The organism is Streptomyces sp. MB09-02B, assembly GCF_033794485.1.
Lineage (GTDB): Bacteria > Actinomycetota > Actinomycetes > Streptomycetales > Streptomycetaceae > Streptomyces.
This window is the reverse complement of record NZ_JARGEE010000059.1, coordinates 15,218-30,076: the sequence shown is the minus strand read 5'-3', so window position 1 is coordinate 30,076 and position 14,859 is coordinate 15,218. Positions and strand designations below refer to the sequence as shown.

Here is a 14,859-nt window from a genome sequence, read left to right as displayed (position 1 = left end):
TTTGTTCTTTTGTTTTTTTTTTTTTTGTGTGTTGCTCGGCGCCCCGAGAGTTAACAACAGGGTTTTGTGGGGGGGGGCGAGAGGTGTTTAGGGTCGCGGCCGGGCCGCGCGTGGGTCGGCTAGCGGAAGGCGGCCGCGGGTGTCAGCTCCCGTACGGTCAGCACGTCCATCCTCGCCGGGGAGCCCAGGGCGGAACCGCAGCTCTCCTGCCGGGGCGGCTCGGCGGCGCCCCGGGCGACGGCGACGGTCCAGCGGCGGCCGTCGGTGTGGGCGACGACGACGTCCCAGCGGGGAGCCGAGCCGTCCGTGCGTACGACGGCCAGGGTGCCGACGTCGTCCTCGCCGATCTCCGTGCGCACCGCCAGCTCGGCGGCCTGCCCGGGGCGTGCCCAGGCGGAACTTCCGCGGCACCCGTCGGTGACGACACGGCCTTCCCGCACGCCTTGGAGGACCTCCTTGACGTGATGGGCCTCGGCGCGGCCGTACATGTATCCGAACGGCAGCACGAGCAGGGTCGGGGAGAAGCGGTGACCACCCAGATGAGTGACTTCCCAGGTGCCCTCGACTCCGGACGCGGCCAGTTCGGCGGCGAGTGGTCGGCCGAGGAGCGCGCAGCAGCGGTCGCGCTTGCCGTTGGTGCAGACGAGCGCGAGGGGGTCGCCGGTGTGGGGCCGGCCGCGCAGAACCGATCCGAAGGAGTGGTGGTCGCCCCGGCCGAGTGCGGCGAGATCGAGGTCGAGCAGCCGCTCGGGAGAGGACGTCGTGGCGCTGTGCAGCCAGATGTTTCCCGGAGCGGTGTGGGCGACGTACACCTGGCGCTCGTGGACCTCGCGGCAGTCCGCGTGGCGTCCGGGGCGCCGGATGAGCGCCACGCGTACGCCGGTGCCCTCCGCCGCGGCTTCGAGGGCGCGGCCGAGCACGGGATCGAGATGGCTGGAGGTGAGCGCCTTGGCGCCCCAGGGGCCCGGCTGTTCCAGCAGCAGCCATGTCCTCGCCGTGGCGGCGGTCCCCGCGAGAGGCTCGCCGAGGTGTCGGGACGCGGATGTGCACGTACTCACAGAGGTGAGCCTAACCTGACTTCCTCGCGACTGAACTCCGGCTCGGCCGAAGGGGGTGCTCGGGGGACCACGAGGATTCGCGCGGGACGGCGGCCCGAGGGGCCCGCGCTGTAGTGCAGGCGAGCCCCCGTTCAGGATCAGGCGTCGGGGATGTCCGACTTTGCCCGGATGAGAGTCTCGCGGCTGATGACCACGATCCTCTCGTAGTCAGCGCGCGAAGCGTCGGCAGGAAGCTCGGGGTCGAGCTTGTCTGTCCGATCTGTCCCGATCACTGCGAAGTTGCCGTCCTGCAGTTCGAAGATGTCTGGGCACGTCTGCCCCGCGGCACTGCCCCTCTCGCGGGGCGAGGCACCGATGCGGCGCACGATTTTCAACGGGTCGATCCTTGGGTCATGAGTAGTGATACGAGCGGGGCCAACTTAGTGCCCGGGAGCCGGTTGATGCGCATGCATCGAAGACGCGATGGAGTGAAGTCAGGGGTGGGGGTCGCGCTGTGTGACGCGAGCGCCGTGCGAGGAGAAGGCTTCACTCGGCGGGGGGTTCGCCCACGACCCACCACTCGTCCGTGCCCGCTTCCTCCAGGTCGTTGATCAGGGTGTCGACCATCCTGCCGATCTCCGACTCCTCCGAGCCCTCCTTCAGGCTCGACCGGTGGTGGCGCGTGGCCGCCCAGTAGTCGCGCATCAGCGTGCTCTGGAAGATCCCGCGGAGGTGCCCGTACAGCTCGGCCCGGCTGAAGACGCCCACCCGGTAACCCTGGAGTACATGGGTGTAGAGGAGGTTGGCGAAGAGGTACTGCCGCTGCCGGTCCGTGGACAGTTCCTCCTCGTAGGCGTTCAGGACGGGCAGCAGGGTCGGGTCCGCGGCCGCCTTCATGACCAGCTCGAAGTTGTGCCGCTCGTAGGCGATCAGTGCCGCGCGCTGTTCCGTCTCGCGTTCCAGTCGTTCCAGGCGCCGAAGCAGGGTGCTGATACGCCGCTCCACGACGAACGCGCCCAGTGCTCCCACCGCGAAGGCGAAACCCGCTGCCGCGGCGGGGCCGAGTCCCCGCGCTCCATGATTCTGTGTGGTCATGTCAATCCCCGATTCAGGCGGCCGTCCGCCGGTCGTCGGGTGTGGGTCGACAGGTGGGGGACCGGCGAGCGGTGGGCGGCGCTTGCCGTCTCCCAGTGTCGCCGAGAGGCGCTCGTCCACCGGGAGGCGGAGAGGAGGCGCACGGAAGGATGCGTGGGTCGCGCGACCCGGCGCCATGCCCATCGTGTGCCCCACGGGCGCCGCTGACAATCGCTCGCTCGGCGGGGTGGGCGGGCCCCCCTCGTATCCTGGTGCGGCATTCGATCGGCACATGAGAGCAACGGTGTGGGAGTGGGCGCGTGTTGAGCCAGTCGTCGAGCCGGGTTCCGGGGCCGAGGCCGCAGCACCTGCCGCAGATCCCCGTGGTCGTCCTCGCCGGATTCCTCGGATCGGGCAAGACGACCCTGCTGAATCACCTGCTCCACCGCAGCGGCGGCAGCCGTATCGGCGCCGTGGTCAACGACTTCGGCGCGATCGAGATCGACGCGATGGCCGTGGCCGGGGCGCTCGGGGACTCCACCGTGTCACTGGGCAACGGGTGCCTGTGCTGTGCCGTCGACGTCAGCGAGCTGGACCGGTATCTGGAGCGGCTCGCCGATCCCGCCGCCGGGATCGACGTCATCGTCATCGAGGCGAGCGGGCTCGCCGAGCCGCAGGAACTCGTGCGGATGGTGCTGGCCGGCGAGAACCCCCGTGTGGTGTACGGCGGGCTCGTCGAGGTCGTCGACGCGGCCGAGTTCACGCGGACCCGGCAGCTGCATCCCGAGCTCGACCGCCATCTCGCCCTCGCCGACCTCGTGGTCGTCAACAAGCTCGACCGGGCCGAGGACAGGGCCGGGATCCTGGCGCTCGTCCGTTCGCTCAGCGACCGTGCGGCGGTCGTGCCCGCCATCTACGGGCGTATCGACCCCGAGTTCCTGTTCGACTGCAGGCCCTCCGAGGAGCGTGTCGGCCAGCTCTCCTTCGACGACCTCCACCGGCGCGACGAGGCCGGGGAGGAGCACGGGGACCATGCCGGGCATCTGCACACCGGCTACGACAGCGTCTCCTTCGTCTCCGACGTGCCGCTCGATCCCCGGCGGCTCATGGACTTCCTGGACGGGCGGGCCGAGGGGCTCTACCGCGTCAAGGGGTACGTCGACTTCGGGCCGTACGACCCCCGCAACCGCTACGCCGTGCACGCCGTGGGGCGCTTTCTGCGGTTCCGTCCCGAGCCCTGGCCGCCCGGCGAAGCCTCCCGCCTCACCCAACTCGTCCTCATCGGGGCGGGGATCGACGTCCCGGCCCTGACCAAGGAGCTGGACGCGTGCAGGAGCGAGAAGGACGCCCCGCACGCCGACGAGCACGGCATGTGGGGCGTCCTGCGCTATGTCCGGCAGACGGGGGCCGACGAACCCGACGAACCCGACGTCTCCTACGACGACGTCTGACGCGTCCCGCTCACACCGGTCCGGCCACCGAGGACACGGTCTTGCCCAGGGAGACACCCGAGCCGTCGCGGCGCGGGTCCATCTCCGGGAGGTCCGCCGGGGTGCCGTTCTTCTGCGCGGCGCGGGCGGGGGCCGGGCCCGCCCAGGCGACGGACAGGCAGTCCTCGCCCTTGAGGAACCGCTGGCAGCGGACACCGCCCGTGGCGCGGCCCTTGCGGGGGTACTGGTCGAACGGGGTCAGCTTGGCCGTGGTCTGCACGGAGTCGTCCAGGGTGCCCCGGGAGCCGGCGACGGTGAACACCACCGCGTCCACGGCCGGGTCGACGGCCGTGAAGGAGATGACCTTCGCGCCCTCGGTGAGCTTGATGCCCGTCATACCGCCGGCGGGGCGGCCCTGCGGGCGGACCTGGGCGGCCTGGTAGCGCAGCAACTGCGCGTCGTCCGTGATGAAGACCAGGTCCTCCTCGCCCGTGCGCAGCTCGACGGCGCCGACGATCCGGTCGCCCTCCTTGAGCGTGATGACCTCCAGCTCCCCCTTGTTGGACGGGTAGTCGGGGACCACCCGCTTGACGACACCCTGCTCGGTGCCGATGGCCAGCCCCGGCGACGACTCGTCGAGCGTCATCAGGCAGATGACCGTCTCGCCGTCCTGGAGGGAGAGGAACTCCGCGAGCGGGGCGCCGCCCGAGAGGTTGGGGGCCGCCGCCGTGTCCGGCAGCTGCGGCAGGTCGACCACGTTCAGGCGGAGCAGGCGGCCGGTCGAGGTCACCGCGCCCACCTCGCCCCGGGCGGTCGCGGGGACCGCGGAGACGATGACGTCGTGCTTGACGCGCTTGCCGTCCTCGTCCGCCGCGAAGGGCTCGCCGTTGGCCGTACGGGCCAGCAGCCCCGTCGACGACAGCAGCACCCGGCACGGGTCGTCCGCGACCTGGAGCGGCACCGTGGCCACCGCGGTGCCCGAGGACTCCATCAGCACCGTACGGCGCTCGGTGCCGAACTTCTTCGCCACCGAGGCCAGTTCACCGGAGACCAGCTTGCGCAGCTCCGCGTCCGACTCCAGGATCCGGGTCAGCTCGGCGATCTCGGCGTTGAGCCGGTCCTTCTCGGACTCCAGCTCGATGCGGTCGAACCGGGTGAGGCGGCGCAGCGGCGTGTCGAGGATGTACTGCGTCTGGACGTCCGACAGGGAGAAGCGCTCCATCAGGCGCTCCTTGGCCTGCGCGGAGTTGTCGCTGGAGCGGATCAGACGGATGACCTCGTCGATGTCCACCAGCGCGGTGAGCAGGCCCTCGACGAGGTGGAGCCGGTCGCGCTTCTTGCCGCGGCGGAACTCCGAGCGGCGCCGGACGACCTCGAAGCGGTGGTCGAGGTAGACCTCCAGCAGCTCCTTGAGGCCCAGGGTGAGGGGCTGGCCGTCGACCAGGGCCACGTTGTTGATGCCGAAGGACTCCTCCATCGGCGTCAGCTTGTACAGCTGCTCCAGGACGGCCTCCGGCACGAAGCCGTTCTTGATCTCGATGACGAGACGCAGGCCGTGCGCGCGGTCGGTGAGGTCCTTGACGTCGGCGATGCCCTGGAGCTTCTTCGAGCCGACCAGGTCCTTGATCTTGGCGATCACCTTCTCCGGGCCGACGGTGAAGGGCAGTTCGGTGACGACGAGACCCTTGCGGCGGGCCGTCACGTTCTCCACCGCCACCGTGGCACGGATCTTGAAGGTGCCGCGGCCCGTCGCGTACGCGTCCCGGATGCCGGAGAGACCGACGATCCGGCCGCCGGTGGGCAGGTCGGGGCCCGGGACGTGCTTCATCAGCGTGTCCAGGTCGGCGTTGGGGTGCCTGATGAGGTGGCGGGCGGCCGCGATGACCTCGCCCAGGTTGTGCGGCGGCATGTTGGTGGCCATACCGACGGCGATGCCGGACGCGCCGTTGACCAGCAGGTTCGGGAAGGCAGCGGGCAGCGCCACCGGCTCCTGCTCCTGGCCGTCGTAGTTGGGCGCGAAGTCGACCGTGTTCTCCTCGATCGACTCCGTCATCAGGCTCGTCGCGTCGGCCATCCGGCACTCGGTGTACCGCATGGCCGCCGGCGGGTCGTCGTTGCCCAGCGAGCCGAAGTTGCCGTGGCCGTCGACCAGGGGGACCCGCATGGAGAAGGGCTGGGCGAGGCGCACCAGGGCGTCGTAGATCGAGGAGTCGCCGTGCGGGTGCAACTTACCCATGACCTCGCCGACGACGCGGGCGCACTTCACATAGCCGCGGTCGGGGCGCAGGCCCATCTCGTTCATCTGGTAGACGATCCGGCGGTGCACCGGCTTCAGACCGTCGCGGGCGTCGGGCAGGGCTCGGGAGTAGATGACCGAGTACGCGTACTCCAGGAAGGAGCCCTGCATCTCGTCGACGACGTCGATGTCGAGGATCTTCTCCTCGAACGCGTCGTCGGGCGGCGGGGTCTTCGTGCTGCGGCGGGCCATCGCTGCCGGCTCCTCTTTTTCTGGTCGCTCACCTACGGGGCGCTCACGTCTCCAGCTCACTCTCACCGAGAGGTGAACGGGATCTGACGCGCACCATTGTGGACTGCCGCACTGACAAGCCCGACACGACCCGGCGCCGACCGCCGGGCACGCCCTCCCGAGCCGCCGCGTCAACAGCGTGCGCCGACTTTAACCAGTGACCGTCGGTGGCAACCCCCGTCTCGCTCTCGGCGTACGAGCCCCGGGAACTTCTCCAGGCGTCCGCGCGCTTGCATACAGTGGCAGGACCGGCAGGAAAACAGCGGTTTCCGCGACGGTTCCACGACGGACGGACCACGGATTCCGCGACCACAGCACAGCGATCGAAGGGACGTACCGCCCATGGGTCACACGGCCACAGCCGAGGCCGGCTCCGAAGGCCTGACAGTGAGGGAGCACCGCCTGGCCAACGGCCTGCGCGTGGTGCTCTCCGAGGACCACCTGACCCCGGTCGCCGCGGTGTGCCTCTGGTACGACGTCGGTTCGCGCCACGAGGTCGCGGGCCGTACGGGCCTTGCCCACCTCTTCGAGCACCTGATGTTCCAGGGCTCCGGCCAGGTCAAGGACAACGGCCACTTCGAGCTGGTCCAGGGCGCGGGCGGTTCGCTGAACGGCACCACCAGCTGGGAGCGCACCAACTACTTCGAGACGATGCCCACCCACCAGCTGGAGCTCGCGCTGTGGCTGGAGGCCGACCGCATGGGCAGCCTGCTGCTCGCGCTCGACCAGAAGAACCTGGACAACCAGCGGGCCGTCGTCAAGAACGAGCGCCGCCAGCGGTACGACAACGTGCCCTACGGCACCGCCTTCGAGAAGATCTTCCGCCTGGCCTACCCGGTGGGCCACCCCTACCGGCACACGCCGATCGGCTCGATGGACGACCTGGAGGCGGCCAGCCTGGAGGACGCCCAGCAGTTTTTCAGGACGTACTACGCGCCCAACAACGCCGTCCTGTCGATCGTCGGCGACATCGACCCGGAGCAGACCCTCGCCTGGGTCGAGAAGTACTTCGGCTCCATCCCCTCCTACGACGGCAAGCCCGCGCCCCGCGACGGCGCGCTGCCCGACGTCATGGGCGCGCAGATGCGCGAGGTCGTCGAGGAGAACGTGCCCGCCCGCGCGTTGATGGCCGCCTACCGGCTGCCGGAGGACGGCACGCGCGCGTGCGACGCGGCCGACCTGGCGCTGACCATTCTCGGCGGCGGCGAGTCCTCCCGCCTCTACAACCGGCTCGTCCGCCGCGACCGTACGGCCGTGACGGCAGGCTTCGGTCTGCTGCGGCTGGCCGGCGCGCCCTCCATGGCGTGGCTGGACGTGAAGACCTCCGGCGACGTCGAGGTGCCCGTCATCGAGGCCGCCGTCGACGAGGAGCTCGCCCGGTTCGCCGCCGAGGGTCCCACGGCCGAGGAGATGGAGCGCGCCCAGGCCCAGTTGGAGCGCGAGTGGCTGGACCGGCTCGGCACGGTCGCGGGCCGCGCCGACGAACTGTGCCGGTACGCGGTCCTGTTCGGCGACCCCAAGCTCGCCCTGACGGCCGTCGACCGGGTCCTGGAGGTGACGGCCGACGAGGTCCAGGAGATCGCCAAGGCGCGCCTGAGGCCCGACAACCGCGCGGTGCTCGTCTACGAGCCCGTCGCCGGCGAAGAGGACGCCGAAGAGGGCGCCCAAGAGGAGACCACCGCGGCCGAGGCCGCCGGAACCACCGACGAGACCGAGGAGTCGGCGAAGTGACCGAGCTCGCGACCATGGACTTCCACCCGCAGCCCCAGGCCGGCGAGGCCAGGCCCTGGGCGTTCCCGGCGCCCGAGCGCGGCACCCTGGACAACGGCATGACCGTGTTGCGTTGCCACCGCCCCGGCCAGCAGGTCGTCGCCGTCGAGGTGCTCCTCGACGCGCCCCTGGACGCCGAGCCCGCCGGCATCGAGGGTGTCGCCACCATCATGACCAGGGCCTTCTCCGAGGGCACCGACAAGCACACGGCCGAGGAGTTCGCCGCCGAGCTGGAGCGGTGCGGCGCCACCCTCGACTCGCACGCCGACCACCCCGGCGTACGCCTGTCCCTCGAAGTGCCGGTGTCGCGACTGGAGAAGGCCCTCGGCCTCCTCGCCGACGCCCTGCGGGCCCCCGCGTTCGAGGACGCCGAGATCGAGCGGCTGGTGGCCAACCGGCTCGACGAGATCCCGCACGAGACGGCCAACCCGGGCCGCCGGGCCGCCAAGGAGCTCTCCAAGCAGCTGTTCCCGGCCACCTCCCGTATGTCACGGCCCCGCCAGGGCACCGAGGAGACCGTCGAGGGCATCGACTCCGCGGCCGTACGCGCCTTCTACGAGCGGCACGTGCGCCCCGCGACGGCCACCGCCGTGGTCGTGGGCGACCTCACGGGGGTCGACCTCGACGCGCTGCTCGGCGACACCCTGGGCGCCTGGACCGGCTCGCCGGCCGCGCCGCGACCCGTGCCATCGGTGAGCGCCGACGACACCGGGCGCGTGATCATCGTGGACCGCCCCGGTTCCGTGCAGACCCAGTTGCTCATCGGCCGGGTGGGCGCCGACCGGCACGACCGTGTGTGGCCGGCGCAGGTGCTCGGCACCTACTGCCTCGGCGGCACCCTCACCTCGCGCCTGGACCGCGTCCTGCGCGAGGAGAAGGGCTACACCTACGGCGTGCGGGCGTTCGGCCAGGTGCTGCGGGCCGCGCCCGACGGTTCGGGCATCGCGATGCTCGCCGTCAGCGGCTCCGTCGACACCCCCAACACCGGGCCGGCGCTGGACGACCTGTGGACGGTGCTGCGCACCCTCGCCGCCGAGGGCCTGACCGACGCCGAACGCGACATCGCGGTGCAGAACCTCGTCGGGGTCGCCCCGCTCAAGTTCGAGACGGCCGCGGCCGTGGCGAGCACGCTGGCCGACCAGGTCGAGCAGTACCTGCCGGACGACTACCAGTCGACGCTGTACCGCCAACTCGCCGCCACCGGCACCGTGGAGGCCACCGCGGCGGCCGCGAGCGCCTTCCCGGTGGACCGTCTGGTGACCGTTCTCGTCGGGGACGCCGCGCAGATCGAGGAGCCGGTCAGGGCCCTCGGAATCGGTGAAGTCACCGTCGTCCCGGCCGAGTAGGGGAACGACCGTACGGACGCGTGTCAGTGGGCCCTGGTGACGGAAGAGTCACCAGGGCCCCTGTTTGTCCGTATTGATGGCGGAGGTTGTGTGTCTGACCTGTGGCGTAGTTAACAAATCCTGTGATCCGTTTGTTATTTCGAAGACGGCCCACTTAGCGTCAGTCCGGCTGTTCGTCAGAAGTTCGCCGCAGCCGCGGCACCGGACAGTCATCGCCGAGTCCCCATGGCGCGAGCCAGGGGAGCCGGGGACCCACCGAAGTCCCTGGGGTGAATCGGGTGCCCTTCGCGAGCGACGCGAAACGAGGGGTAGCCGTAGGAGACCTTCCTGCTCCGAACCCGTCAGCTAACCCGGTAGGCGAGAAGGAAGGAAAGGACCAGCCACTTCATGGCGTTCACCCGCGCCCCCGGGAAGCACCGCCGTCCCAGCCGTGTGCAGCGCACGACCACGAGGAACGTGGGCGTGGCCGCTCTCACCACCACCGGTGTCTTCGGTACCCTCGCCGGCCCCGCGCTCGCAGCGGAGGAGCCCGCCGTCGAGCAGACCGGTCTGAACCAGATCATCACCCTCGGCGACACGGTCGCCGACCAGGTCGACGCCCAGGCCGCCGCCCAGGAGCAGGCCGCCGAGGTGGCCGCCGTCAAGAAGAAGGCGCAGGAGGAGGCCAGGAAGGCCGCCGCCGAGAAGGCCGAGCAGGAACGTGCCGCCGCCAAGGAGCGCGAGGAGATCAAGGCCCGTGCCGCACGCGCGGCCGAGCGCGAGCGCCTCAACGCCTACGTCGCCCCCATCAGCGGCTCCTACATCTCCACCGGCTACAAGGCCGGCGGCGCCGTCTGGTCCTCCGGCAGCCACACCGGCGTCGACTTCCACGCCGCCTCCGGCACCGCCGTCCTCGCGGTCGGATCCGGCACCGTCGTCGAGGCGGGCTGGGGCGGTGCCTACGGCAACAACATCGTCATCAAGATGAACGACGGCACGTACACCCAGTACGGCCACCTGTCGTCCATCGGCGTCTCCGTCGGCCAGACGGTCACCCCCGGCCAGCAGATAGGCCTCTCCGGGGCGACCGGCAACGTCACCGGGGCGCACCTGCACTTCGAGGCCCGGTCGACCGCCGAGTACGGCTCGGACATCGACCCCGCCGCGTACCTGCGCTCGCACGGCGTGAACGTCTGACGCGCACCCACGCTTCCTGGAGGCCCCGGCTCACCGAGCCGGGGCTTTCCTCGTTCTACGAACCACCTTGTGACGCACCTCCTGTCCAAAAAATATCCCTGGATTCCGGTCCGCCATCGGAAATTCCGCTCCGCTGCAATAGAGTCGCTGGAACACACGTCAATCATCGACGTTTCACGGGGATTAAGGCGGAGGTCGGTCATGCGTATTCCGGCGCACTCGGTATGCACGGCGATCCGTGATGACATCGTCGCGGGTGTCTACGAGCGCGGCAGCCGGCTCACCGAGGAACTGCTCGCCCGCCGCTACGGCGTCAGCCGGGTGCCCGTGCGCGAGGCGCTGCGCACGCTGGAGGCCGAGGGCTTCGTGGTGACCCGCCGGCACGCGGGCGCGTGCGTCGCCGAGCCGACCGAGCAGGAGGCCGCCGACCTGCTGGAGATGCGCATGCTGCTGGAGCCCCTGGGCGCCGCCCGCGCCGCGCAGCGCCGTACGGAGGCGCACCTCAAGGTGTTGCGGGGTCTGGTCAGGCTGGGCCAGGAGCGGGCCAGGAGGGGCAACAGCGAGGATCTGCGCTCCCTGGGCGGCTGGTTCCACGAGACGCTCGCACAGGCCTCGGGCAGCCCCGCCCTGACCTCGACACTCGGCCAGCTGCGGCACAAGATCGCCTGGATGTACGCGGTCGAGGCGCCCTCCGACCCCGTGGAGTCCTGGGCGGAGCACGGCGGCATCGTGGACGCGGTCGCGCGCGGCGACAGCGACCGGGCCCGGACGATCACGTCCCTGCACACCGAGCGGGCCACCGCCGCGCACCGGCTCCGCTTTCCGGCCGGGCCCGGCGGGGCGGAGCGCCCGGAGCGTGTGAGGACTTCGCAACACCCCGTAAACATGCAGAGCCTGCGGCATTAACACGGGCGCCGTATACAAAGAGGGAAGAATTCCGAGGGGCATTTTTCCTGCTGCCCGCACAACGGAAACCGGATGTAAATGCGAAGGGCCCGCCCGATAAATCGGACGAGCCCTTCGGTGTGTGCGCGGGGCGGCTTTTTCAGGCCTTTCCGCTTCGGTTACCCGGTCGCTCAGACCGTCTCGGGGAGTTCTTCGAGCCCCTCGGCGACGAGCTTCGCCAGACGGTCGAGCGCGGCGTCCGCGCCGTCGGCGTCGGAGGCGAGCACGATCTCCTCGCCGCCCTGGGCGCCGAGGCCCAGGACCGCGAGCATGGAGGCCGCGTTGACGGGGTTGCCGTCGGCCTTGGCGATCGTCACGGGGATACCGGAGGCCGTGGTGGCCCGGACGAAGATGGATGCGGGTCGGGCGTGGAGGCCCTCGGCCCAGCCGACGTTGACGCGGCGCTCAGCCATGTGATGCTGCCCTTCAGGTGTCTCGGGTGCTGCAAGAGAGGTCTAGACCGGGTTGTCTAGACCAGTTTCCCATAGGGGGCGACGCACCGGAACGGGGCCCACGGCCTGACCACGAACCGGCTGTCACGCCTCTGTTGTGCTTCTGTTGTGCGTCCCCAGACTGCCCCGCGCCGTTGTCGGACGCGAGCCGTACTCTGGGGCCCATGCAGACCTCGTCGGACCGGCACGAGTACCCCGCCCACTGGGAGGCCGACGTGGTGCTGCGCGACGGCGGCACCGCACGCATCAGGCCCATCACCGTTGATGACGCCGAGCGTCTCGTCAGCTTCTACGAGCAGGTCTCGGACGAGTCGAAGTACTACCGCTTCTTCGCGCCGTACCCTCGCCTGTCCGCCAAGGACGTCCACCGCTTCACGCACCACGACTTCGTGGACCGGGTGGGCCTCGCCGCCACCGTCGGCGGCGAGTTCATCGCCACCGTACGCTACGACCGCATCGGCGCCGACGGAATGCCCGCGTCCGCACCCGCCGACGAGGCCGAGGTCGCCTTCCTCGTGCAGGACGCCCACCAGGGCCGCGGCGTCGCCTCCGCCCTGCTCGAACACATCGCCGCCGTGGCCCGGGAGCGCGGCATCAGACGCTTCGCCGCCGAGGTGCTGCCGGCCAACAGCAAGATGATCAAGGTGTTCACCGACGCCGGGTATCAGCAGCAGCGCAGCTTCGAGGACGGCGTCGTCCGGCTGGAGTTCGACCTGGAACCCACCGACCGCTCCCTCGCCGTCCAGCGCGCCCGGGAGCAGCGGGCCGAGGCGCGGTCCGTCCAGCGGCTGCTCGCCCCCGGCTCGGTCGCCGTCGTCGGCGCCGGGCGCACATCGGGCGGAGTGGGCCGCAGTGTGCTCGCCAACCTCCGGGAGGCGGGCTTCACCGGGCGGCTGTACGCGGTGAACAAGGCGCTCGGGGAGGACGAGAAGGAACTCGCGGGGGTCCCCGCGCACCGGTCCGTCACCGACATCGAGGGCCCCGTCGACCTCGCGGTCGTCGCCGTCCCCGCCGCCCACGTCCCCGAGGTCGTCGCCGAGTGCGGTGAGCACGGGGTGCAGGGCCTCGTGGTCGTCTCCGCCGGATACGCCGAGAGCGGGCCCGACGGGCGCGTACGCCAGCGCGAACTGGTGCGCCAGGCCCGCACGTACGGCATGCGCATCATCGGGCCGAACGCCTTCGGGATCATCAACACCTCCCCGGACGTACGGCTCAACGCCTCGCTCGCCCCCGAGCCCCCGCGCTCCGGACGCATCGGCCTCTTCGCCCAGTCCGGCGCCATCGGGATCGCGCTGCTCTCCCGGCTGCACCGGCGCGGGGGAGGGGTCACGGGGGTCACGGGCGTCTCCACGTTCGTCTCGTCCGGCAACCGCGCGGACGTCTCCGGGAACGACGTCCTCCAGTACTGGTACGAGGACCCGGACACCGATGTCGTGCTGATGTACCTGGAGTCCATCGGCAACCCGCGCAAGTTCACCCGCCTCGCCCGGCGCACGGCGGCGGTCAAACCGCTCGTGGTGGTGCAGGGCGCGCGCCACGGCTCCGCGCCCCTGGGTCACGCCGTGCGCGCCACGCAGCTGCCGCACACCACCGTGTCCGCGCTGCTGCGGCAGGCCGGGGTGATCCGGGTCGACACGATCACGGAACTGGTCGACGCGGGGCTGCTGCTGGCCCGCCAGCCGCTGCCTGCGGGGCCGCGGGTGGCGATCCTGGGGAACTCCGAGTCGCTCGGGATGCTCACCTACGACGCGTGCCTCTCCGAGGGGCTGCGGCCGCTGCCGCCGCTGGATCTGACGACGGGGGCCTCGGCGCGGGACTTCCACGCGGCGTTGTCGCGGGCCCTAGCCGACGACTCGTGCGACGCGGTGGTGGTGACGGCGATACCCGCGCTGGGGGAGACGTCGCCGGGGGACGCGGCCCTGGCGGAGGCCCTGCGCTCGGCCGCCGCCGCGAACCCGTCGAAGCCGGTGCTGGTCGTCCACGTCGAGCTGGGCGGCCTGGCGGAAGCGTTGTCGGCCGCGGCCAGTACCGCGCCACAGCTCGGCCGGAAGACGCCCGGCACTGCGGGCGGTGCCCACCCCTTCCGCCCGGCGGAGCGCCTGCCCACCGAGGTGCACCAGGCGGCAGAGGGCACGCCCGTGTCCCCTGCCGACTCGGCCGGCTCCCGGCTCATCCCCGCCTACCCCGCCGCCGAGCGGGCCGTTCGCGCGCTGTCCGAAGCCGTGCACTACGCCCAGTGGCGGCGGGAGGCGGCGGAGCCGGGACGGGTGCCCGCGTACGAGGACATCGACGAGAAGGGCGCGGCCGAGCAGATCGACGCCCTGCTGGCCAGGGGCGAGGGACTCACGCTCGGGGCGGAGGAGGCGGGCGCGCTGCTCGCGCGGTACGGCATACGTCTGCGGCAGGCGCGCCCCGCGCCGACGCCCGACGAGGCCGCGAGGGCGGCGGGGCTCATCGGCTATCCCGTCGCCCTCAAGACGACCGCCCCGCACCTGCGCCACCGCGCCGACCTGGGCGGCGTACGGCTCGACCTGGCGGACGAGGAGCAACTGCGCCGGGCGTACGCGGAGTTGACGGAACTCTTCGGAGGGCCCGACGAACTGCGCCCGGTCGTGCAGGGCATGGCGCCACGCGGAGTCGACACGATCGTGCGGACCGTGGTGGACCCGGCGGCCGGAGCCGTGCTCTCGTTCGGTCTCGCCGGTCCCGCGTCGCAGCTGCTCGGGGACATGGCGCACCGCCTGATTCCGGCCACCGAACGGGACGCGGCCGCACTGGTCCGATCGATCCGGACGGCCCCCCTCCTCTTCGGCTGGAGGGGCTCGGCCCCCGTCGACACGGAGGCCCTGGAGGAGCTGCTGCTGCGGGTGTCCCGGCTGGTCGACGACCACCCCGAGGTCGTGGCGGTCTCCCTGGAGCCCGTCGTCGTCGCCCCCCAGGGCCTCAGCGTGCTCGGCGCCACCGTCCGGCTCGCGCGCCCGCCCGCCCGCGACGACCTCGGCCCGAGGACCCTGCCGGTGTACTGAGCGCGCGGCACCCGGCCCACCGGAGGCGGCGCGCGGCCACCGTGCGCACGGCGCACGAGCCCGCGCATTGAACCGT

The 14,859-nt window shown here is 71.2% G+C and carries 11 protein-coding genes and 1 riboswitch; of the genes, 6 read left to right on the top strand and 5 right to left on the bottom strand.

All coding sequences use genetic code 11. The annotated features are described in order from the left end of the window. Nucleotides 1-119 precede the first annotated feature (119 nt). From P1P70_RS11715 to P1P70_RS11705, 3 genes are all read right to left on the bottom strand, one after another. Nucleotides 120-1,058 (bottom strand): sucrase ferredoxin, encoded by a 939-nt coding sequence (locus tag P1P70_RS11715; protein ID WP_319236751.1) that lies wholly within the window; start codon nucleotides 1,056-1,058, stop codon nucleotides 120-122. 137 nt (nucleotides 1,059-1,195) lie between these two features. After that, nucleotides 1,196-1,432: a hypothetical protein gene (locus tag P1P70_RS11710; RefSeq protein ID WP_319236750.1), complete on the bottom strand. Its 237-nt coding sequence runs from the start codon at nucleotides 1,430-1,432 to the stop codon at nucleotides 1,196-1,198. Between the two features lie 151 nt (nucleotides 1,433-1,583). Beyond that, the gene (locus P1P70_RS11705) at nucleotides 1,584-2,132 is read right to left on the bottom strand and encodes a DUF6082 family protein (protein ID WP_319236749.1); all 549 of its coding nucleotides are present in this window, start codon (nucleotides 2,130-2,132) and stop codon (nucleotides 1,584-1,586) included. A gap of 299 nt (nucleotides 2,133-2,431) precedes the next feature. Between P1P70_RS11705 and P1P70_RS11700 the strand changes: the two genes are divergently transcribed. Further along, nucleotides 2,432-3,562: a GTP-binding protein gene (locus tag P1P70_RS11700; protein ID WP_319236748.1), complete on the top strand. Its 1,131-nt coding sequence runs from the start codon at nucleotides 2,432-2,434 to the stop codon at nucleotides 3,560-3,562. A 10-nt stretch (nucleotides 3,563-3,572) separates the two neighbouring features. On the opposite strand, the gene P1P70_RS11695 is transcribed toward P1P70_RS11700, so the two are convergent. Next, complete coding sequence (locus P1P70_RS11695) at nucleotides 3,573-6,029, bottom strand: DNA topoisomerase IV subunit A (RefSeq protein WP_319236747.1); 2,457 nt, start codon at nucleotides 6,027-6,029, stop codon at nucleotides 3,573-3,575. Nucleotides 6,030-6,410: 381 nt separating this feature from the next. Between P1P70_RS11695 and P1P70_RS11690 the strand changes: the two genes are divergently transcribed. The 4 genes from P1P70_RS11690 to P1P70_RS11675 all read left to right on the top strand — a co-directional run bounded on the left by P1P70_RS11690 (nucleotide 6,411) and on the right by P1P70_RS11675 (nucleotide 11,266). Then, the gene (locus P1P70_RS11690; RefSeq protein ID WP_319236746.1) at nucleotides 6,411-7,799 is read left to right on the top strand and encodes a pitrilysin family protein; all 1,389 of its coding nucleotides are present in this window, start codon (nucleotides 6,411-6,413) and stop codon (nucleotides 7,797-7,799) included. Then, on the top strand, nucleotides 7,796-9,184 hold the full coding sequence (locus P1P70_RS11685) for a pitrilysin family protein (RefSeq protein WP_319236745.1): 1,389 nt from the start codon (nucleotides 7,796-7,798) through the stop codon (nucleotides 9,182-9,184). The genes P1P70_RS11690 and P1P70_RS11685 overlap by 4 nt, the downstream gene beginning before the upstream one ends. Before the next feature lie 203 nt (nucleotides 9,185-9,387). Next, nucleotides 9,388-9,559, top strand: a riboswitch (cyclic di-AMP (ydaO/yuaA leader). A 12-nt stretch (nucleotides 9,560-9,571) separates the two neighbouring features. Beyond that, nucleotides 9,572-10,360 carry a M23 family metallopeptidase gene (locus tag P1P70_RS11680; protein WP_319236744.1) on the top strand — a complete coding sequence of 263 codons (789 nt, stop codon included), beginning with the start codon at nucleotides 9,572-9,574 and terminating at the stop codon, nucleotides 10,358-10,360. Nucleotides 10,361-10,561: 201 nt separating this feature from the next. Further along, nucleotides 10,562-11,266: a GntR family transcriptional regulator gene (locus P1P70_RS11675; protein ID WP_319236743.1), complete on the top strand. Its 705-nt coding sequence runs from the start codon at nucleotides 10,562-10,564 to the stop codon at nucleotides 11,264-11,266. A gap of 170 nt (nucleotides 11,267-11,436) precedes the next feature. Here the strand turns inward: P1P70_RS11675 and P1P70_RS11670 are convergent, their stop codons facing one another. Next, a complete protein-coding gene (locus tag P1P70_RS11670; protein ID WP_319236742.1) occupies nucleotides 11,437-11,718 on the bottom strand; it encodes an HPr family phosphocarrier protein in 282 nt (93 codons plus the stop codon). Between the two features lie 203 nt (nucleotides 11,719-11,921). On the opposite strand from P1P70_RS11670, the gene P1P70_RS11665 reads away from it, so the two are divergent. Continuing rightward, a complete protein-coding gene (locus P1P70_RS11665) occupies nucleotides 11,922-14,783 on the top strand; it encodes a GNAT family N-acetyltransferase (protein WP_319236741.1) in 2,862 nt (953 codons plus the stop codon). The last annotated feature ends 76 nt before the right edge of the window (nucleotides 14,784-14,859 follow it).

Coding starts and splice junctions, on each gene's coding strand:
- P1P70_RS11705 (WP_319236749.1), bottom strand. CDS start 2,132: ATGACCACACAGAATCATGGAGCGCGGGGACTCGGCCCCGCCGCGGCA.
- P1P70_RS11690 (WP_319236746.1), top strand. CDS start 6,411: ATGGGTCACACGGCCACAGCCGAGGCCGGCTCCGAAGGCCTGACAGTG.
- P1P70_RS11675 (WP_319236743.1), top strand. CDS start 10,562: ATGCGTATTCCGGCGCACTCGGTATGCACGGCGATCCGTGATGACATC.
- P1P70_RS11680 (WP_319236744.1), top strand. CDS start 9,572: ATGGCGTTCACCCGCGCCCCCGGGAAGCACCGCCGTCCCAGCCGTGTG.
- P1P70_RS11665 (WP_319236741.1), top strand. CDS start 11,922: ATGCAGACCTCGTCGGACCGGCACGAGTACCCCGCCCACTGGGAGGCC.
- P1P70_RS11670 (WP_319236742.1), bottom strand. CDS start 11,718: ATGGCTGAGCGCCGCGTCAACGTCGGCTGGGCCGAGGGCCTCCACGCC.
- P1P70_RS11695 (WP_319236747.1), bottom strand. CDS start 6,029: ATGGCCCGCCGCAGCACGAAGACCCCGCCGCCCGACGACGCGTTCGAG.